Origin of the sequence: Polynucleobacter victoriensis, from assembly GCF_900187875.1 — a bacterium.
Lineage (GTDB): Bacteria > Pseudomonadota > Gammaproteobacteria > Burkholderiales > Burkholderiaceae > Polynucleobacter > Polynucleobacter victoriensis.
This window is the reverse complement of record NZ_FYEX01000002.1, coordinates 228,491-248,017: the sequence shown is the minus strand read 5'-3', so window position 1 is coordinate 248,017 and position 19,527 is coordinate 228,491. Positions and strand designations below refer to the sequence as shown.

The following is a 19,527-nucleotide window of genomic DNA, read 5'->3' as shown; positions in this document are numbered from 1 at the left end:
CCATATTCAACAAATTCAGCCCCAATTCAATCGCATGCGACCGCTGTCGATGCCGCCCCGTTGTCATTGAATTCCACGGAACTCCATAAATCAAACTGCCTATTGAGCAGGTGTTTGTGGCAGGTGTAACATATTAAGAATACTGTGAGAAATCATCTAAATTATGAGCTTCTAAGGCGTAGGTCGCACGTTCGAATCGTGCTGGGCAGGCCACCTAGCTCGCCACATCCAAAACGCTATTGATGCTCAGTTTGAAATATTGACCATGCATATTTCCTGACTAGTGAATTTGTTAAATGCTATTTTTTTAGCATCAAATCCAGGTGAACTCTATCTATATAGTCTCCATATATTACACACATCATTCGGCTTAATAATCTTTATTGATTAAATCTCTTTTAAGTAAGCTAGCAATTAAGTACTTTTAACCCTGATTTTTATGGGGGTTAACCGAGTGCTTTTTTAAACAGTCTATTATGGCTAAATGAATAATTTTTTAGACCCAGCGATTCTTTTCTTTGTCTTTGGAGCATTTGCTGGCGCTGTTAAATCTAATCTAGAGATTCCCCAGCCCATTGCAAGATTCTTGTCTCTCTACTTATTAATGGCTTTGGGTTTAAAGGGCGGATTTGCTCTAAATAAATCTGGCTTTACAGTAGAAATTGCCTTGGCTTTAGGGTTGGCTATTTTCTTGGCAGTGATTATTCCTCTAATTGGCTACGCAGTTTTAAAGACCAAATTAAATAACTATGACTCTGCCGCCATTGCTGCCACATATGGTTCTGTTAGCGCGGTGACTTTTATCACTGCCACTCAAGCTCTTGATCAGTCGGGCATTCCATTTGGCGGCCACATGGCTGCAGCGATGGCTCTGATGGAATCTCCTGCCATCATCTTGGCTATTATTTTGGCCAATAAGGCGAGGGCAGCATCTTTTAATGCGGTGGAACCCATTCGGATTTCTAAAGTTCTGCATGAGTCATTCACAGACGGCGCACAATTGCTTCTGTTGGGATCTATGGTGGTTGGTTTGGTAAGTGGCGATGATGGTCAAAAAATCATGGCGCCATTCTCGATTGATCTATTCAAGGGTATGTTAGCTTTCTTCTTACTTGACATGGGCTTAATGGCAGCCAAGAACTTTGGTGGATTAAAGGGCAAGCCGCCGATCACGCTCATCTATGCTTTATGCTCACCGTTAATCCATGCGTGTTTAACGCTTGGCTTGGCAACACTGATCGGTTTACCCTTTGGGGAGACCATCTTGTTGATGGTGCTTGCTGCCAGTGCTTCTTATATTGCCGTGCCTGCTGTTTTACGTCATGCTTTGCCTGAGGTAAATCCTGCTCTTTATATGGGTATGTCTTTAGGTATCACGTTTCCATTTAATATCATATTGGGTATACCTCTGTATATATACTTAGCGAAGCTAGCACACTAACTTTAAATATGAAATTATTAAGATACTTTGTAGGTACGTTTTTATTCACTCTACTGAATAGTGCGTGGGCCAATCCTCCAACGATTGTTGTGGCTGCCAACATGAAGCCGCCGATGGAAGAGATCTATCAGCAATACAAGTCTGCTACTGGCCAAGAATTCAGAATAATTTATGGAGCATCGGGTAATTTAACTCGTCAAATACAGCAGGGTGCACCGTTTAACCTATTTGTTTCAGCCGATGAAAATTTCCCGCTAGCCTTGAGTAAAGAAGGTTTTACGGTTGACGAAGGTAAGGTCTATGCAATTGGTCGATTGGCCATCATTGCAAATAAAGGCAGGGGTATTAAGCTAAGTTTAAAAGAGGATGATCTGCGAAAAATCATCACTAGTGCAAACAAGATCGCCCTAGCAAAGCCTGATCTTGCTCCGTACGGAAAAGCTGCTGTTGAATTCTTAACCAAGATGGGATTGATTCACTTGGCCAAAGATAAATTTGCTTATGGAGAAAATATCTCATCGGCTACAAATTTTGTGGTGGTAGGAGCTGCGCCAATTGGTTTTACGGCCTACTCATTAGCGATTTCTAAAGAGGTGGCTCGGGATGCGGATTACCTATTAATCCCTGAAAATCTTCATGAACCCATCAGACAACGCATGGTTCTCATTAAAAACCCACCTCAATCTGTGGTTGATTTTTATAACTACTTACAAGGTCCTCAGGCTAAGGCAATCATCAAAGCCCACGGCTATGCCGTTCCCTGATGCTCGGGTGTAGTTGAGCTGTCATGGCATACTTTCGTTATGCCTGATTGGAGTTACCTCATTGCCCGTTTAATAAGTGCCATTGGATCATGGTTGGATGCTGGCAACCTTAGAAATCGCATGTACGCCCTCAAAGAAGAAAACGAATTACTAAAAACAGCCTTGGATGATATTCAGAGAATGGATCCAGAAGGGCGCATGGGTTGGCATGCTAAGAAAATCTTGGACAAAATTGAGGGGCGCTCAGAGTAATCTGATTGCCCCTGCAAGATTAACTATTGGACTAATTCATCGTATTGAGTGCGTGCTCAAGGTGCTTGATAGTTCTATCAATATTTTGTAACTTCTCTAGACCAAATAAACCTAGACGGAAAGTTCTAAATTCTGGACCTTCATCGCACTGCAAGGGTACGCCAGCCGCAGTTTGTAGTCCTACGTTAATAAACTTCTTGCCCGACTGAATCTCAGGATCTGTGGTGTAACTCACAACCACGCATGGTGACTGAAATCCCGGTGCTGCAACACTTGTGAAACCTCTTGAGACCAATAAGTTTCTTACCTTATTGCCTAAATCAATTTGTGCAGCTTTTAGTTTTTCAAAGCCAATACTTTGAGTTTCTTTCATCACATTGCGTAGTGTTTTTAATGCATCAGTTGGCATGGTCGTGTGATAGACATGGTTACCACTCTCGTAGGTTTCCATGATTTGCAACCATTTCTTAAGGTCACATGAGAAGCTGGTGCTGGTTGTGCTGTCAATCTTGGTTCTGGCTCTATCACTCAAACCGATCAGTGCGCAGCAAGGTGAGCTACTCCAGCCCTTCTGTGGAGCGCTAATTGATACGTCGACTTGGCAGTCGCGCATATTCACCCACATCGCACCAGATGCAATGCAATCCAATACAAATAAACCATCTACTGAGCGAACCGCTTCACCGATTTTCTTGAGATAGTCGTCAGGCAGAATCATGCCGGCTGAGGTCTCTACGTGTGGTGCAAAGACTACGGCTGGTTTCTCAGTTTTGATGAAATTAACAATTTCATCAATAGGCGCTGGTGCAAATGGAGCGGTTGCAGAATCGCTACTTCTACGAGCTTTAATCACATGTAAATCTTGACTGATTTGTCCTGCCTCAAAAATTTGAGTCCAGCGGTAGCTAAACCAACCGTTTCTAATCACTAGACATTTTTGATTGGTGGCAAATTGTCGGGCTACGGCTTCCATGCCGTATGTGCCGCTACCAGGAATTACCACAGTAGAGTGAGCTTGATAAACGTCTTTGAGCACAGATGATATGTCTGTGATCACACGTTTAAATTCGTTAGACATGTGATTGAGAGAGCGGTCTGTGTAAACCACAGAAAACTCTAATAAACCGTCTGGATCAACATTGGGCAATAAACCAGGCATGACTACTCCTTATAGATTGTTTTGCATTTTGTATAAGCATACAGAAAATATTACTTAGTGGAATAAACTAAGGTTTATTGATGCAAAGCAAGATATTTTAAGAATAAGCTCCAAAAATCCAGTAGAGTAAAGATGCCTACAGAAATGTTTGGTTTATTTGCCTTCAATTAACTAGAGAGAGTTTATGTTTCCAGAATACAGAGATCTAATTACTAAACTTAAAACAACAGATAAGCACTTTTTACATCTGTTTGATAAACACAATGCTCTAGATCAAAAGATTAAAAACATGGAGTCGCATCTTGAGCCTGGTACTCCTGAAGAGATTGAAAATCTTAAAAAAGAAAAGTTAAACCTTAAAGACCAGTTGTACACGGTTCTTAAGAAAAGCCAAGGTTAATAGATTTATCTATTAACCCGGCAGCAAAAAGGCATTTCTCTGAAATGCCTTTTTTTATTCCACTTCCTCAGCAGTAACCCCTACCGATATTTTGTGGCTACCGCCACTTCGAATAATTCCTCTGATAGGGGATACATCCCCAAAGTCTCTGCCCATCGCAAGCCTTATATGATTATTGCCAGCAATCATATTGTTGGTTGGGTCTAGCTCAAGCCAATCCCCAGGTATTCCTGGGCAATAGACTGATGCCCAAGCGTGGGATGCATCTGCACCTCGTAACTTCTTTTGTCCTGGGGGTGGGGTGGTTAATAGATAACCGCTGACATATTTGGCACTCAAGCCCAGAGATCTGATGGCGACGATATAAATATGCGCAAAATCTTGGCACACACCTGCACGATTTTTAAATGCCTCCCACACTGGGGTGTTGATCTCGGTGGCGTCTGGTGAGTATTTGAAATCTTTAAAAATGCGGGTGCATAAATCAATCGATGCATCAATCATCCTACGACCAGGAGTAAATGACTCTTCAGCATAGCGCTTGATATCCATCACAAATGGGGCAAATGGGCTTGGGTAGATAAATTCTGCTGCTGCGGACACAGATTTACCAGCCTCGTACCTAAGTTGTTCTTTAACTTCTTCCCAGGTGATGTGGGTCATCTCAATCAGTTCTTTGGGAATCTCTTTAGTCAAGACTTCACAGCGGGCGTTGACATGGAGAGATTCATGATTCTTATGAAAAGAAAAGAAATCTCTTTGATTGCCAAAAATATCAAGATTTTGATGATGCGTATCTGGCGTTGGTGTGATGTCTAGGTGACTATTGACTACTTCTTGGTAAGCATTATTGATTGGGCGCAGATAAGCCAAGTGATGAGCTAACTCCACGTCGCTTTCATATTCATATAGCGTGATGTGTTCGACTTGGATGTGCTTGCTATTCATGATGCAAATCTTTGCTCTTTGATGTGTGCAAAGTAATGGCTGCTAATTTCATTCGAAAGTTTCTTGCCTGCTGCCGACACTCTCTCGGTGTAGCTGATTATATTCATCGTATCTTCAAAAATAGGCTGGCAGGTTTGAATAATCTGGCTAAAGGTATCAATTTCCTTAGCTGTATTGGGCAGATGATGAATCTCGTGATCGAGTTCTTGCAAAATCCATGTCATTGATCGTGGATTGGTGTTATCAAACACCAATAACTCCATCAAGGCGTTGATATCTTGATAACGTTGGTAACGAGTTCTGTAAGTGATGGTGCTATCAAATAAAGTCAACAGCATGTCAAAGCCACGACTAGATAGGGATGCATCATGGCTAAAGAAAGTACCCAAGGTTTCGCTTAAATTAACTAAGCGTTCTACTAATCTGCCAATGGTCAGTAGCCTCCAACCCAAGTCTCTGGTCATTCGGTCAGCTTGCAAGCCGGTAAGTGCTGCCAATTGAAGTCCTAAATTGTCTAAGGCCTCAACCGCCACAATCAGTGAGCGACTCTCAAAGGACGTTTTATTGCCTAATCTATTTTCTAGGCTGGACTTCATGTAGCCCACCAATTTTGAGTGGTCGCTTGGCAATCTGTCTCGGACTAAGCGCAGATTATTGTTAAGAGCCTGTATGTAATACCCAATGCTAAAACTATCTTTGTGATTAAGTTGTGAGATGAGTGTTCTAGCAAATACTTTTGGCGATTTAGATAGTTTGGGTGTTTCTTCAGGTATCAAGCCTGCTCTGATGGTTAGTTCAGAAACTGCATCTTGCAAAGCATTTAAGTTGTCTTCGCCACTCACGCTAGCAATCATCAATGATTCTTTGGCTAGGCGAGTGAGTGATTCAGCGCGCTCTGTATAGCGGCCTAACCAAAATAAGTTTTCTGCCGTGCGGCTAGAAATTAACTGTAGACCATGAGGTGTGAGGGGGTTGATGTACTTGGAGCGTTGCGAGAGCATGGAGTAGGTATCCACCTCTTTATCCGTCATCACCCAAGTATCTAGAGTACTGCCACCTCGTTGAATAGAAACCACATTCGGATCTTCGCTTGAAACACGAGTCATTGCTCCTGGCAAAATCTCCCAGGTGCCATTGGTATTGGCCATGGCGTAAACGCGTAGCATGGCCGTGCGTGGTGTGAACTGATTTTCTTGCCAAGTGCTCGCTTGCGAAAATTGTAAATAACTTTGAGTCGTATAAATATCTGGGCGCTGTTCAATCTTTTCACGCAAGGCATCCAATTGATCTTCATCTAATTGCGATCCCACAATCGGTTGGAAATGGGGTCCTACGCTGCCAGTGAAGGTAGGTTTGATAACCTGCGTTTTAAGTTCTGGACTGATGTTTTGCCAAGCTGCTTGTTCGCCACACCACCAAGTATTCAGAGAAGGCATGGCTAATTTTTCGCCAAGCAGCTTTTCGCTAATCGCAGGTAAAAATCCCTGGATTGCGGGGGATTCTAAAAATCCAGCTCCCAATGCATTAGTAATTAATACATTACCTGACCTAATGGCTTGAAGTAAGCCAGGGATGCCTAGTGTTGAGTCTGCTCTTAATTCAAGGGGGTCCATGAACTCATCATCAAGACGTCTTAACAGACCATGAATACGTTCTAGACCATGTAAAGTTTTGAGATAAAGCTTATCGTCTCTAACTGTTAAATCATCACCTTCCACTAGCGGTAGACCTAAATAGCGAGCCAGATAAGTGTGCTCAAAATATGTTTCGTTATACGGGCCTGGAGTAAGCAAGGCAAAGCGTACTGATTCACCTTGGGCTAGTGGCGTAGCCAATTCTGTGAGGGTATCTAATAGACGCTTATAGCTTGAAGCAATATGCTGAATTCTTAGTTCTCTGAAGGCTTCTGGAAATAACTTAGAAACAATCAAACGATTTTCTAAAACGTAACCAAGACCAGATGGTGCTTGCGTTCTATTACTGATGACCCACCACTTACCATCAGGCCCTCTGGCTATATCAAAAGCAACAATATGAAGATAAATGTCACCAGGCGGTTTGATGTGATGAACTGCTCTGAGATAACCTGGATGTCCTTGAACTAGAGCTGTTGGTAGATAGCCATTATTTAAAAGAGTTTGACTACCGTAGGTGTCTCTCAAAATCTCATTGAGTAGTCTTGCGCGTTGCGATAGTCCATTTGAAATCTCAGCCCATTCTTGAGAGTTAATAACTAGGGGCAATGGGTTGAGTGACCAGGGTCTACTTTGTGCTTGATCAGAATCATAAACGTTATAAGTAATACCATTTTGCTGAATTAAGCGATCAACAGTTTTGGTACTTTCTGATAAGTTTTTTATTTGATCGGTGCCAAGGTATTCAAAAAACTTAAGCCAATAATCTTTCAGCTCACCATTTTCAAGGCGCAATTCATCATGATTACCTATGTCAGGTGTTTGAGATAGGGAATCGATTAACTGTAGCAACTCTTTGTTAGAAGAGTTGCTAGGTTCTAATTGATCTGCTGATGGCTGGGGTAAGTTCTCTGACAAAAGTTCAATCCATTAAATGAATGTTTGTCATTTTAAGTTCTACGCAAGTCAAGAGTAAATGGAAATTCTTGGCTAGGGAAAACATGACCAACCTTCATTCTTCCGGGCGTATGTTCTAGTCGGAAGAAGCGAGCCAGACGACGACTTTCCGCTTCATAAGCATTGATTGGGAAGGTATCGTAGTTTCGGCCGCCAGGATGAGCAACGTGATAACGGCAGCCACCTAGTGATCTGGACAAACTGTTATCAACAATGTCAAAACTAAGAGGAGTGTCAGCCGGGATGGTTGGGTGTAATGCAGAAGGGGGTTGCCACGCCTTATAGCGAACACCCAGTACATATTCACCCACTTTGCCAGTCGGTTGCATTGGCGCCGTTCTGCCGTTAACTGTGATGGTGTATCGATTGTCGTTATAGCCAGTCACTTTTAATTCAATTCTTTCTACTGAAGAATCAACATAACGGACTGTTCCGCCAATGGCACCCTCTTCACCCATCACATGCCAAGGCTCTAGTGCGCTTCTGAGAGACAACTGAATACCTCTTGTTTCTACTTCGCCAATCAATGGGAAGCGGAATTCAAAATGAGGTGCAAACCACTCTGATTTAAATTCAAAGCCTGCTTGATTGAGTTCTGCCAAAACATCTTCAAAATCCATTTGCACAAACGTTGGCAACAAAAAGCGATCATGCAATTCAGTGCCCCAGCGATTGAGACGCGTAACACCATGACCCACATAGGGTTGCTTCCAGAACCAACTGATCAAAGCTCTAATTAAGAGCTGTTGCGCCAAACTCATTTGTGCATGAGGTGGCATCTCAAAGGCGCGAAGCTCTAATAGCCCCAATCTACCGGTTGGTCCATCGGGTGAGTAAAGCTTATCAATGCAAAACTCTGAGCGGTGTGTATTGCCTGTGACGTCAATGAGGATATTGCGCAGAGTTCTATCAATCATCCACGGTGGGCATTGGCCCCAGGTATTGACCTGTTTCTCAATTTCCTTAAGAGCAATCTCTAATTCATAAACTTGATCGTTTCTGGCTTCATCAATACGGGGTGCCTGACTGGTGGGCCCAATAAACATCCCAGAGAATAAATAAGATAGAGAAGGGTGGTTATGCCAAAAGGTTAGAAGGCTTGGCAAAAGATCAGGTCTTCTTAAGAATGGACTATCTGCTGGTGTTGCACCACCCATCACAAAGTGGTTGCCACCACCCGTGCCGGTGTGTCGACCATCCATCATGAACTTTTCAGTGGATAAGCGAGTTTCATGCGCTGCTTGATACAAAAATTCAGTGTGGTCTACCAGTTCTTCCCAATTTTTAGCCGGATGAATATTCACCTCAATCACGCCAGGGTCAGGTGTTACTTGTAGCATTTTTAAACGAGAGTCTTTGGGCGGTGGGTAGCCTTCCATGATCACTGGTAGATTTAATTCATCTGCCGTAGCTTCAATCGCTGTTACCAACTCTAAATAGTCATCTAATAACTGCAGTGGTGGCATAAAGACATAAATGACGCCAACGTCTTTGCTTGCAAACTCAGCTTTAGGACCGCTTGCTCTGCCAGGGTTGCGCACCTCAACGCACAAAGCAGTGCGAGTGATCCACGCGGCGGATTGATTAAATGCTGGGTATGCGTCATTCCCTGCCAAAGAGCCTTTAGCCTCATGCTTGACAACAGGCTTTTGTTGATATTGTTGTCTCAGTTGGGCGTGACTCTTTAATCCACTCGAAGGGGTAAAAGGATCATGATCAATATGGTAGGGGTAATCAGTTTCAGATACCCATGGTAATGAATCAAGTGGCAAGCGATAACCCATGGCTGAATCACCTGGCATTAAGTACATGCGTTCATCCCGCATGAACCAAGGACCTGATTCCCAGCTAGGTTTTAAATAATTAGCGTTATTGCGTTTAATCGGTAAAACATAGCCCACCACTTCATCTAAGCCTTGTGTGAACACACGTCTTAGGCGAGCTCTTTCTAATTCATCATCTAATTTGGAGTCAAACGGATCAACATTGACTGGTAGTCTGCGTTCACGCCACAGGTAATACCAAGTATCTTCGTAGCCTGGCGTGATGTATTTCTTATCAAGCTCTAATTTTTCAGTTAAGCGCTCAATAAAATTTTTCGCATCTTCATTACTGTATTGATGTTTTTCTCTTTCATCGGCTAGCAGTTTTGGATTTTTCCAACAGGTATCCCCATCAGCTCTCCAAAATAATGACAAAGCCCATCTGGGTAGTTGTTCACCTGGGTACCACTTGCCTTGACCAAAATGCAAGAAGCCACCGCGACCATATTTATCTTGAAGCTTCTTAATGAGTTCTGTAGAAAAACCTCGTTTAGTTGGACCTAACGCATCTGTATTCCACTCAGCACCATCTCTATCGTCTACTGACACAAATGTAGGTTCGCCACCCATCGTGAGCCGCACGTCCATGGCCTGTAAATCATCATCAATATGATGACCCAGGGCCTCAATAGCTGACCACTGATCCTCTGTATAGGGTTTGGTTACTCGAGGTGATTCATAAACGCGGGTGACACTCATTTGGTGCGAAAACTCCACTTCGCACTTATCTAATGCACCGGAAATGGGCGATGCACCAGATGGTTCTGGTGTACATGCCACTGGAATATGACCTTCTCCAGCCAAAAGTCCCGAAGTGGGGTCTAGACCAATCCAGCCCGCACCAGGTAAAAACACCTCGCACCAAGCATGTAAATCTGTGAAGTCAGACTCTGCACCAGATGGGCCATCTAACGACTTCACATCAGGTTTTAATTGAATCAAATAGCCTGATACGAAACGTGCTGCTAAGCCTTTGTGGCGAAGCAAATTCACCAATAGCCATGCTGAGTCGCGGCATGAGCCGGATCCCAACACCAAAGTCTCTTCAGGTGTCTGAATGCCTGGTTCCATGCGGATGGTGTATTTGACTTTGGTTTGAATCAGTTGATTCAGGTTTACCAAGTAATCAATCGTTCTAACTTTTTTGTCAGATATTTCATTGAGTAATTGCTTGAATAAGCCCACTGGCTTGGATGTAGCTAAGTAGGGTGCTAGATCATGGCCTAGGCTTTTATCGTATTTAAACGGAAAGTGTTCAGCATGTTCTTCTAAGAAAAAGTCAAAAGGGTTGTACACGGCCATTTCGGCCACCAAATCAACGGTAACGGTGAACTTTTTGGTCTTTTCCGGAAAAACCAGGCGTGCCATGTAGTTGGCATAAGGATCTTGCTGCCAATTTAAAAAGTGTGCTTCTGGCTCAACACGCAGTGAGTACGACAAAATTGGCGTTCTGCAATGGGGTGCAGGGCGCAGGCGCACAAGATGTGGACCAAGATTGATCAGCTTGTCGTAGCTGTATGAGGTAACGTGATTAAGTGCGATATGTATAGCCATGTATACATATAAGCAAAACTTATGCCAAGGCACCCAAAAGACTTAGATGCCTTGAAAATCAAGCGTTTATTAGCTTTGTTTTAGGTGCTTAGCCCAAGAGAAAACTGAGTTGGCAATGAATCGTTTCTTCTCAACGGTCGCTTTTTTAGCCACGCTGATTTTTTTCTGAAGATTGGCAACTCGTTTGCTAACCACTTTTTCTTTTTTAGGTTTAGCAGCAACCGGTTCTAACTTATCTAGATTGTCTTGAACTAGGCTTGCCAAACTGATGCCTGCCATGTGCTCGAACATGAATGTTTCAAGTGATGACCATAGGTCGTTGGTGGCAGTCTTTTTAGAGTTACCACCATCAATTGCCAAGACAATATCTTTGAGGCTGATCTCAGACACTTCTTTTGCAAGAGTGTAGCCACCGCCAGGGCCTCTGAAGCTATTCACAATATTTGCAGCACGTAGGGTGGCAAACAACTGCTCAAGATAGGACAAGGAAATCTGACGACGTTCTGCGATTTCTGCCAAAGATACAGTTCTACCTTGCGCTGAGTGCAGGGCAAGATCGATTAGGGCAGTGATCGCTGTACGGCTTTTGGTAGTAATTCTCATGAGTCCAATATACCCCAATCGCTAAAATTTGCAATTTCCTCGTTAAAACTAGGGAAATTGAAATAAAAACAAAGGTTTATTTAAAGTACCTGTTGTATCTCAATACCCAGCGGTTATCTTCTTTGAAGCCAGATTTCGTAGAAATCTCCTGGCCATACTGAAGAATGACTTTCCCCATTGGAACGTTGGCTATCAAGCTAGCCTGATAGCGTTGGCTAACAGTTTGGTCACTTTGCTTCACGTCATCCTTATAACTAACTGCGCCGCTGGCGTAAAAATAAGCGAGTGCAGCAGAGTAGGTGGGATTAAGTTGATACAAAAAGCTTGTTTGTAATGAGTAGAGTGGTTTTTGCTCAAGTGTTGAGTAGGTGCTGACCTTGTAGTCGGAGTTTTTGCCAAACCACAAAGTATCAAAAGCAATCATCCAATCTAAATCTTTGTATATAGGTTGCTGATAACCAATTTGACCTGCCCATTTGTATCTATTTTCGCCTGGGTTGAAGGTGCGCTGATGTTGATAGTCACCTGTGGGCGCTGTTAAATACCCTGCAACGCCTAAATATGTTCTCGTGTTGTGATTGGCATATGGCCAAACAGCTAATGCAAAGGTGGTATCACCAACACCAGATGCGTCTGTTAGTCCTAATAAGTTGGCGGCAGTACCTCTTGCTTTGATATCTGTATAAGGTGTTTGTAGATAGAAGAAGGCTGGTAAATTTTGTATTTCAAATGAGCGGCCGTATTTAACCTGTAATTGACTATTAACAATCTGATTATTGTTAAGGGCCACTTGATTATTTTGATAGTAATCACCGCGCTCTATGCGCTGATATGAAAACTGTAATAAGTGCACATCTGGTTTGGGCGCCACAACATCGCCTGGCAATAGATCAATCGCCCCTGCGCTATTGGCAAGGATGGCGCTGAAAAAAATCATTTTCTTTAAGTAAAACTTCATGGACGGGATTGTAAATGTATGGGTACCATTGTTGGTTTTTATCGCCACAATAAAAAATGCTGGTTTAAAACCAGCATTTTTTATTTACTAATCTACCGCAGTAGATTGGCTTAAGCTAAAGCTTGAAGATTAATTAAGCGCCTAGTGCTTCTTTCACAATCGCATTGAAAGTAGCGCTTGGGCGCATCACTGCTTCTAGCTTTGCTAGATCAGGTTTGTAGTAACCACCGATATCAGCCGCTTTACCTTGAACCGCTGACAACTCAGCAACAATTTTTTCTTCATTGTCTTTGAGTTTCTTAGCTAACTTAGCGAAGTGAGCTTGTAGCTCTTTGTCTTCTGTTTGGTTAGCCAATGCTTCAGCCCAATAGAGAGCCAAGTAGAACTGGCTGCCACGGTTATCTAATTCACCTGTGCGAGCTGATGGTGATTTTCTGTTTTCTAGCAATTGACCTGTTGCGTCATCTAAAGTTTTAGCCAAAATCTTTGCTTTGGCATTGTTCTTCTTGATGCCCACTTCTTCGATAGATACTGCTAGAGCCAAGAATTCACCTAAAGAGTCCCAGCGCAAGTGGTTTTCTTCAACCAATTGTTTAACGTGCTTAGGTGCAGAACCGCCAGCGCCAGTTTCGAATAAGCCGCCACCATTCATCAATGGCACGATAGACAACATCTTGGCACTAGTACCCAATTCAAGAATAGGGAACAAGTCTGTTAAGTAATCGCGAAGAATGTTACCTGTTACAGAAATAGTATCTTTGCCACGAATGATGCGCTCTAGTGTGTAACGCATCGCACGTGTTTGAGACATGATCTGAATATCAAGACCAGTTGTATCGTGGTCTTTGAGGTAAGTTTTTACCTTCTTGATCAATTCTGCTTCGTGTGGACGATAGTCATCTAACCAGAACACGGCAGGTGTATTTGATTGACGGGCACGTGTTACAGCTAGTTTTACCCAATCTCTGATTGGAGCGTCTTTCACTTGGCACATACGCCAGATGTCGCCTTCTTCAACGTTCTGTTCTAACAACACGTTGCCATCAAGAGTCACGATACGTGCAACACCTGGTTCAGGGATTTCAAAAGTCTTGTCGTGTGAACCGTACTCTTCTGCTTGCTGAGCCATCAAGCCCACGTTAGGTACGCTACCCATCGTCACTGGGTCAAAGTTACCGTGAGTTTTGCAGAAGTTGATCATCTCTTGGTAAATACGAGCAAACGTAGATTCAGGCATCACAGCTTTGGTGTCTTTAAGACGACCATCAGCGCCCCACATCTTGCCGCCTGCACGAATCATCGCTGGCATAGAGGCATCAACGATCACATCGTTAGGTGAGTGCAAGTTAGTGATACCTTTTGCAGAGTCAACCATTGCTAACTCTGGGTTGTGTTCGTGACAAGCGTGTAGGTCATTGATGATTTCTTCACGCTTAGAACTTGGCAAGCTAGCAATCTTTTCATAAACGCTGCTTAGACCATTGTTGGCATTTACGCCCAATTGTTTGAATAGCTCACCATGCTTTTCGAAAGCTGTTTTGTAGAAAATCTTCACAGCGTGACCGAAAACGATCGGGTGTGACACTTTCATCATGGTTGCTTTTACGTGAAGAGAGAACATCACGCGTGTTTCGTAAGCATCTTGAATTTGATCTTCGTAGAACTTGCACAAAGCTTTTTTGCTCATGTACATGCTGTCGATGATTTCGCCTTCAAGTAAAGATACTTTTTCTTTAAGAACGATTGTTTTGCCGCTCTTAGTAACCAAATCCATTCTCACGTCACATGGCTTTGGAATCACCATTGATTTTTCGCTAGAGTAGAAGTCGCCACCGTGCATGTGTGACACGTGTGTGCGAGAAGCTTGGCTCCATTTACCCATTGAGTGTGGGTTCTTGCGCGCATAGCGTTTTACAGCAGCTGGCGCACGACGGTCTGAGTTACCTTCACGCAAAACTGGGTTCACAGAGCTACCTAAACATTTTGAATAGCGATTGCGAATCGCTTTCTCTTCATCTGTCTTTGGATCTTCTGGGTAGTCAGGGATGTCATAGCCCTGAGTTTGCAATTCTTTAATGGCTGCTTTCAATTGACCAAGCGCAGCACTGATGTTTGGTAGCTTGATAATGTTTGTGTCTGGCAACAAAGTTAATTTGCCAAGCTCAGCCAAGTTATTAGGAACTTGTTGCTCTGGCTTTAAACGGTCTGGGAATTCAGCAAGGATACGAGCAGCAACAGAAATATCACTTTCAACAATTTCAATATCTGCAGGGGCAGTAAAAGCTCTAACGATGGGCAAGAATGAACAGGTAGCTAGGTAAGGTGCTTCATCTGTAAGTGTGTAAATAATCTTCGATTTATCTTTAGCCATCGATATGTCCTCTTTTTTATAAGGTTAAGTGGTGCTGAACTCGTAAAAATCTACAGCCTTAGATTCTAAGTGTTCAACCTTCTATTATCCTTACCTATTAAGACTAATTAAGGGGGCGCACCCCTAATTCAGCCCAAAAATTGCCTAGGAAAAACCCTCAGATGCACCACTTTTGTTATTTCTGAAACTTTTCTTATATTTCCTTATAATTCATATATCGAACAAAGGTTAATAGCCTTGGGGACAATAAAACCATGAAAAACAAAGAGTTGCAGGAAATCTACTTTAGATTTCTGAACTTGGTTCGCTCTGTTGAAGAGTTGCCAAGCTTTCCAAAATTAGACGCTACTGAAAACGAGCTATTGAACTTGGTAGCGCAGCAGTGGAAAAAGGGTGAGCGCTTGTTGGTAAGCGATGCAATCGCCATGCGAGCAATTGGTTCGCCAGCAACTTTGCACGCTCGCTTAAAACAACTGCGCGATAAAGAAATGATCACTTATGTGATTGAAACTGATGGTCGTAAAAAATACATTGAGCCAACAGACGGTGCTTTGAAGTACTTCTAGCAAATTTCAAACTGTATGCTCGAAGCAACTAAGAAATAAACCAGTTGTTACTGCAGTTTTAAAGTTGCTAATAAAAAACGCCACATCGTGGCGTTTTTTATTTCATGCTTACTTGTCTAGCTAGCTATTTCTTTAACTAGCTTTCAAGCTTTCTACAAAGAAACCACTTTGCCTGGATTCATCAAATTATGAGGATCGAGTGCTCTCTTGATAGCCTGCATCACATTCAAGGCCACCTCGCCGCGGTGACCTTTTAGGTAGTCCACTTTTTGTTGTCCTACGCCATGCTCTGCAGAGATCGAGCCATTTAATTTTTCAACCTCTTTGTACACCAATGCCTGAATCTCTTTTGAGCGATTGACAAAGAAAGATTCGGTTTCGGCTGAGCTTGGTCCTGCAACGTTGTAATGCAAATTACCGTCACCTAAGTGACCGTAATTGATGATCCGAATCCCTGGGTATTTTTTTCTCAGCATCTCATTGCAAGTGGCAACAAAGGTTGGAATCGCTGAAGTGGGTAGTGATACATCGTGTTTGATGTTCGGGCCATCATCCGCTTGCGCTAGGGGCACGTGTTCACGCATATCCCAAAACTTTCTGGCTTGAGCCAAGCTGCTAGCAATCGCAGCATCTGTGGCGCAACCTGACTCTAGGGCGCCTGATAGGATCGATTCCATTAATTGGGTGGCGTGTTCTTCGCTCTCGTAATCTGAGATTTCTACGAGAACTTCGTATGCATTGGGACCCGCCAGTGGACTTGCTAATGCTGGATAGTAATGTTTTAAAAGTGCCAAACTTTCATCAGACATCATTTCAAAACCAGTGAGCTGAGCAGAGGCTCCCGCCTGAAAACGATTTAATAATTCCACGGCGGCTTCTGCGCTTGGAACTGCAACCAGTGCAGTCCACTGCGCTACTGGAACAGGGAAGAGTTTCATGACCGCGGCGGTGATAATGCCAAGACTGCCTTCAGCACCAATGAATAAATCTCGTAAGTTGTAACCTGTGTTGTCTTTACGCAAGCTACGTAAGCTATTCAAAATGTCGCCATTAGGCATCACTACTTCAAGACCCAAACAAAGTTCACGAGTATTGCCATACCGAACCACTGAGGTGCCGCCTGCATTGGTCGATAAATTGCCGCCAATGCAACAACTGCCTTCGGCACCTAAGCTCAATGGGAAGTATCGATTGGCTGCTGTTGCTGCTTCTTGTAACGCTTGCAAAATCACGCCTGCCTCTACCGTGATCGTTTGATTGGACGCATCAAGTTCACGAATTTTATTCATGCGCTGTAAAGAAATTACTACTTGTCTGCCTGTGGGATTAGGTGTTGCACCACCACACATACCCGTATTGCCACCTTGAGGAACCATGGCGATTTGATTGGCTGCGCATAGTTTCACAATCGCTGACACTTCTTCGGTGCTAGCTGGTCGCAATGCTGCAATCGCCTGGCCGCGATAGCGCTTGCGCCAGTCAATCAAATAGGGTTCTAAGTCACTACTATTAGTAATGACGTGCTCTTGACCAATGATGTTTATAAACCCGGCAATTAATTCTTGATCAGTCAGTGCCATGATGTTTGAGTGCTCCTAATATTTTTTTATTTCTTCTTCTGCCTTTTTAAGTTTGGCTACTTTCTTAAGCGGTTTCAAATATGCCAATAAAGAAAAATATGCAATCAAACTTAAAACAATTTCCAATCCAGCCATGTATGCCGATAAACCAGAATCATTCAGGCGCACCACACCTTCAATGAAGTAGAGCATGACCAACATCGATGACCATTGCATCGTGTAATTCTTAGCTTGCCAAATACCTTTGAGTGCAAACAGCATTGGGATGACCTTGATCACTGCCCAAGACCCGCCTGGTTTGATTGGGGCGAGTACGCTTTCCCATAAAACGCATAGAACTACTAAGCCAAACCAAGAAAACCAAGCGATCAGACGCCAGTGATCTTTGGGTTGTAGGTCAGGGTGTTGGGTAATGGGTGTATTCATTTTGCTAACTTGATAGCGATTTCAGCTAAACGTTTGCCTTGCGCCAAGGCTAATTTCTTTTCATCAGCAGAGATTGGTGCTGAGCCATCTGCTTTGGCAAAGTGAGTCACGCCATAGGGTGTGCCACCAGTTTGTGTATTCATGAGTTCTGGTTGGCTATAAGGAAGACCCACCATCACCATGCCGTGATGCATCAATGGAATCATCATTGAGAGTAGAGTGCTTTCTTGTCCGCCATGCATGCTGCCAGTGCTAGTAAACACACAAGCGGGTTTACCAATCAAAGCACCTGATAGCCATTGGGATGTGCTGCCGTCTAAGAAATATTTCACAGCGCTAGCCATATTGCCAAAACGAGTTGGTGAACCCAACGCTAAGCCAGCGCATTCTTGTAGATCTTTGTGCTCGACATAAGGAGGGCCTGATGCAGGAATATCTGACTCGGTGGCTTCGCAAACAGCAGAGACTTCGGGCACGGTGCGCAATCTTGCAGTAGCGCCGGGTACGCTTTCAATACCTTCAGCAATTAATTCAGCCAATTGGCGTGTCGCGCCATGTCTTGAGTAATAAAGAACTAAGAGGTTAATATTTGCAGAATTCATAGAATGTGTACTCCAATATATATCTTGCTTATGATAGAGCCGTGCCAGTAATTCGTCATAAAGACTCTCTTCTCGACTTTTTTAGCTACATGCGCCAGCGCGCAAAGCTCAGTCACATCAATGAAATGGCAGCGAGCTTGTCATTTACAACGATTCTGTCAATCGTACCCATGGTAACGGTTTCCTTTGCTTTATTGACTGTGATGCCACGCTTTTTGAAGTTGCGCCGTGCTTTTCAGGACTGGTTGTCTGACAACTTAATTCCTGGGGCGATTGGTGATCCAATTTTGATGTACCTGAACCAATTTGCCCTAAAGGCAAAAGGTTTAACTATTTTTGGTACTTTGGGCTTATTAATTGGTGTTTTCTTCACCCTCATCACAGTAGAAAACGCATTCAATCGCATCTGGGGTGTGACCCAGTCTCGCCCATTCTTTAGGCGCATTGGGATACACATGGTGGCAACCATGATTGGCCCTTTGCTATTAGGTTTGAGTATTTATTTAAGTTCTATGGTTCTAAGTGCCTCAAAAGGTTTGATTGGGCCTTTGAGTGACGGTTTTAATTTTATGGCGGCTGTATTCCCGATTCTTCTATCTGTCATGTCGTTTGCAGTGGTGTACAAGATCTTGCCTTACAAAAAAGTACTTTGGACAGATGCTTTATGGGGAGCGGTTGGGGCAGCGGTTGTATTTGAGTTAGCTAAAGCACTATTTACCTGGTTTGTGGCCAGTTTCCCTATATATAAGACTGTGTATGGTGCTTTTGCCATTTTGCCGATGTTTTTGGTATGGATTTATGTCACTTGGTGGGTCACCTTGGCTGGTGCTACGGTGGTGGCCAATATGCCAGTGGTAAGAGCTTGGGAACCTAGCCCAAAAAAGCCATAAAAGTCTCAAAACAGGTGTAATCCCTGATATTCCCTGACTAGCTAGCAGCCTTTGCTGCTGATAGACTAGATAAAAACAAAAACAACTTAAAACAACACATTACAAAGGAGTTGGTCATGAAAGTTAGTGATATTTTGCGTTTTAAAGGAGCAACTCTTTACACAGTATCTCCAGAAACATCGCTATCTGCTGCAGTACACATCATGGCTGAAAAAGACATTGGTTCTTTGGTAGTGATGGAGTATTCAAAGTTGGTGGGGATTCTCACTTTCCGTGAAGTGATCGATACATTGGCTAAAAGCCATGGCACTTTGGGCACCGCTCACGTGGGCACTGTGATGGAAAAAGAGCCTTTGACTTGCACACCAGAGACAGATCTAGATGATGTGCGTCGCATGATGCTAGATAAGCATGTGCGTTATTTGCCTGTAATGGAATCTAACACTTTGATGGGTGTTATTTCTTTCTACGACGTTGCTAAAGCAGTGGTTGAAGCTCAAAGCTTTGAAAACACCATGCTTAAAGCCTACATTCGTGATTGGCCAGCAGCAGAAGAACCAGCTCCAGCCAAATAATTTTGCTTAGATTTCAGGGGTGAA

Annotated in this window: 17 protein-coding genes; 7 read left to right on the top strand and 10 right to left on the bottom strand. The window is 43.3% G+C overall.

Features of this window, described 5'->3' with window-relative positions:
• Positions 1 to 484: 484 nt before the first annotated feature.
• The 3 genes from CFR83_RS07555 to CFR83_RS07545 are packed head-to-tail and all read left to right on the top strand — an operon-like array spanning position 485 to position 2,457.
• Positions 485 to 1,441, top strand: a complete 957-nt coding sequence (locus CFR83_RS07555; protein ID WP_088813453.1) for a sodium-dependent bicarbonate transport family permease — start codon at positions 485 to 487, stop codon at positions 1,439 to 1,441.
• Between the two features lie 8 nt (positions 1,442 to 1,449).
• Entirely contained in the window at positions 1,450 to 2,205 is a 756-nt protein-coding gene (gene modA, locus CFR83_RS07550) for a molybdate ABC transporter substrate-binding protein (RefSeq protein ID WP_088813452.1), read from the top strand.
• 39 nt (positions 2,206 to 2,244) lie between these two features.
• Entirely contained in the window at positions 2,245 to 2,457 is a 213-nt protein-coding gene (locus CFR83_RS07545) for a hypothetical protein (protein WP_088813451.1), read from the top strand.
• A gap of 31 nt (positions 2,458 to 2,488) precedes the next feature.
• Here CFR83_RS07545 and CFR83_RS07540 read toward each other — a convergent pair whose 3' ends face one another.
• The gene (locus tag CFR83_RS07540) at positions 2,489 to 3,616 is read right to left on the bottom strand and encodes a pyridoxal-phosphate-dependent aminotransferase family protein (protein ID WP_088813450.1); all 1,128 of its coding nucleotides are present in this window, start codon (positions 3,614 to 3,616) and stop codon (positions 2,489 to 2,491) included.
• A 184-nt stretch (positions 3,617 to 3,800) separates the two neighbouring features.
• On the opposite strand from CFR83_RS07540, the gene CFR83_RS07535 reads away from it, so the two are divergent.
• Positions 3,801 to 4,016: an HP1242/YdcH family protein gene (locus CFR83_RS07535; protein ID WP_088813449.1), complete on the top strand. Its 216-nt coding sequence runs from the start codon at positions 3,801 to 3,803 to the stop codon at positions 4,014 to 4,016.
• Between the two features lie 54 nt (positions 4,017 to 4,070).
• Here the strand turns inward: CFR83_RS07535 and CFR83_RS07530 are convergent, their stop codons facing one another.
• The 6 genes from CFR83_RS07530 to CFR83_RS07505 form a co-directional block, all read right to left on the bottom strand.
• The gene (locus CFR83_RS07530) at positions 4,071 to 4,964 is read right to left on the bottom strand and encodes a transglutaminase family protein (RefSeq protein ID WP_088813448.1); all 894 of its coding nucleotides are present in this window, start codon (positions 4,962 to 4,964) and stop codon (positions 4,071 to 4,073) included.
• On the bottom strand, positions 4,961 to 7,516 hold the full coding sequence (locus CFR83_RS07525) for a circularly permuted type 2 ATP-grasp protein (protein ID WP_088813447.1): 2,556 nt from the start codon (positions 7,514 to 7,516) through the stop codon (positions 4,961 to 4,963). The genes CFR83_RS07530 and CFR83_RS07525 overlap by 4 nt, the downstream gene beginning before the upstream one ends.
• A gap of 32 nt (positions 7,517 to 7,548) precedes the next feature.
• Positions 7,549 to 10,932, bottom strand: coding sequence for a transglutaminase family protein (locus CFR83_RS07520; protein WP_088813446.1), 3,384 nt, complete (start codon positions 10,930 to 10,932; stop codon positions 7,549 to 7,551).
• Positions 10,933 to 11,001: 69 nt separating this feature from the next.
• Positions 11,002 to 11,535, bottom strand: coding sequence for an Rrf2 family transcriptional regulator (locus CFR83_RS07515; RefSeq protein ID WP_088813445.1), 534 nt, complete (start codon positions 11,533 to 11,535; stop codon positions 11,002 to 11,004).
• Between the two features lie 76 nt (positions 11,536 to 11,611).
• Positions 11,612 to 12,493, bottom strand: a complete 882-nt coding sequence (locus CFR83_RS07510) for a transporter (protein WP_088813444.1) — start codon at positions 12,491 to 12,493, stop codon at positions 11,612 to 11,614.
• Positions 12,494 to 12,626: 133 nt separating this feature from the next.
• Complete coding sequence (locus tag CFR83_RS07505) at positions 12,627 to 14,864, bottom strand: NADP-dependent isocitrate dehydrogenase (protein WP_088813443.1); 2,238 nt, start codon at positions 14,862 to 14,864, stop codon at positions 12,627 to 12,629.
• Positions 14,865 to 15,118: 254 nt separating this feature from the next.
• Between CFR83_RS07505 and CFR83_RS07500 the strand changes: the two genes are divergently transcribed.
• The gene (locus CFR83_RS07500; RefSeq protein WP_088813442.1) at positions 15,119 to 15,430 is read left to right on the top strand and encodes a MarR family transcriptional regulator; all 312 of its coding nucleotides are present in this window, start codon (positions 15,119 to 15,121) and stop codon (positions 15,428 to 15,430) included.
• A 152-nt stretch (positions 15,431 to 15,582) separates the two neighbouring features.
• Here CFR83_RS07500 and CFR83_RS07495 read toward each other — a convergent pair whose 3' ends face one another.
• The 3 genes from CFR83_RS07495 to wrbA are packed head-to-tail and all read right to left on the bottom strand — an operon-like array spanning position 15,583 to position 18,038.
• Positions 15,583 to 17,010: an FAD-binding oxidoreductase gene (locus CFR83_RS07495; RefSeq protein ID WP_088813441.1), complete on the bottom strand. Its 1,428-nt coding sequence runs from the start codon at positions 17,008 to 17,010 to the stop codon at positions 15,583 to 15,585.
• Between the two features lie 15 nt (positions 17,011 to 17,025).
• Positions 17,026 to 17,436 (bottom strand): DUF2069 domain-containing protein, encoded by a 411-nt coding sequence (locus CFR83_RS07490; protein WP_088813440.1) that lies wholly within the window; start codon positions 17,434 to 17,436, stop codon positions 17,026 to 17,028.
• Positions 17,433 to 18,038: an NAD(P)H:quinone oxidoreductase gene (wrbA, locus tag CFR83_RS07485; protein ID WP_207758572.1), complete on the bottom strand. Its 606-nt coding sequence runs from the start codon at positions 18,036 to 18,038 to the stop codon at positions 17,433 to 17,435. Before wrbA ends, CFR83_RS07490 begins: the two co-directional genes overlap by 4 nt.
• Before the next feature lie 41 nt (positions 18,039 to 18,079).
• Here wrbA and CFR83_RS07480 point away from each other — a divergent pair, with 41 nt between their 5' ends.
• Together CFR83_RS07480 and CFR83_RS07475 are read left to right on the top strand one after the other, a co-directional pair.
• Complete coding sequence (locus CFR83_RS07480) at positions 18,080 to 18,928, top strand: YihY family inner membrane protein (RefSeq protein ID WP_133062469.1); 849 nt, start codon at positions 18,080 to 18,082, stop codon at positions 18,926 to 18,928.
• Positions 18,929 to 19,044: 116 nt separating this feature from the next.
• On the top strand, positions 19,045 to 19,503 hold the full coding sequence (locus CFR83_RS07475) for a CBS domain-containing protein (protein ID WP_088813437.1): 459 nt from the start codon (positions 19,045 to 19,047) through the stop codon (positions 19,501 to 19,503).
• The last annotated feature ends 24 nt before the right edge of the window (positions 19,504 to 19,527 follow it).

What these genes read in the sequence shown, in the direction of transcription:
- CFR83_RS07475 (WP_088813437.1), top strand. Translation starts at nt 19,045, where the DNA reads ATGAAAGTTAGTGATATTTTGCGTTTTAAAGGAGCAACTCTTTACACA.
- CFR83_RS07520 (WP_088813446.1), bottom strand. Translation starts at nt 10,932, where the DNA reads ATGGCTATACATATCGCACTTAATCACGTTACCTCATACAGCTACGAC.
- modA (WP_088813452.1), top strand. Translation starts at nt 1,450, where the DNA reads ATGAAATTATTAAGATACTTTGTAGGTACGTTTTTATTCACTCTACTG.
- CFR83_RS07535 (WP_088813449.1), top strand. Translation starts at nt 3,801, where the DNA reads ATGTTTCCAGAATACAGAGATCTAATTACTAAACTTAAAACAACAGAT.
- CFR83_RS07515 (WP_088813445.1), bottom strand. Translation starts at nt 11,535, where the DNA reads ATGAGAATTACTACCAAAAGCCGTACAGCGATCACTGCCCTAATCGAT.
- CFR83_RS07530 (WP_088813448.1), bottom strand. Translation starts at nt 4,964, where the DNA reads ATGAATAGCAAGCACATCCAAGTCGAACACATCACGCTATATGAATAT.
- wrbA (WP_207758572.1), bottom strand. Translation starts at nt 18,038, where the DNA reads ATGAATTCTGCAAATATTAACCTCTTAGTTCTTTATTACTCAAGACAT.
- CFR83_RS07495 (WP_088813441.1), bottom strand. Translation starts at nt 17,010, where the DNA reads ATGGCACTGACTGATCAAGAATTAATTGCCGGGTTTATAAACATCATT.
- CFR83_RS07505 (WP_088813443.1), bottom strand. Translation starts at nt 14,864, where the DNA reads ATGGCTAAAGATAAATCGAAGATTATTTACACACTTACAGATGAAGCA.
- CFR83_RS07510 (WP_088813444.1), bottom strand. Translation starts at nt 12,493, where the DNA reads ATGAAGTTTTACTTAAAGAAAATGATTTTTTTCAGCGCCATCCTTGCC.
- CFR83_RS07540 (WP_088813450.1), bottom strand. Translation starts at nt 3,616, where the DNA reads ATGCCTGGTTTATTGCCCAATGTTGATCCAGACGGTTTATTAGAGTTT.
- CFR83_RS07500 (WP_088813442.1), top strand. Translation starts at nt 15,119, where the DNA reads ATGAAAAACAAAGAGTTGCAGGAAATCTACTTTAGATTTCTGAACTTG.
- CFR83_RS07490 (WP_088813440.1), bottom strand. Translation starts at nt 17,436, where the DNA reads ATGAATACACCCATTACCCAACACCCTGACCTACAACCCAAAGATCAC.
- CFR83_RS07555 (WP_088813453.1), top strand. Translation starts at nt 485, where the DNA reads ATGAATAATTTTTTAGACCCAGCGATTCTTTTCTTTGTCTTTGGAGCA.
- CFR83_RS07545 (WP_088813451.1), top strand. Translation starts at nt 2,245, where the DNA reads ATGCCTGATTGGAGTTACCTCATTGCCCGTTTAATAAGTGCCATTGGA.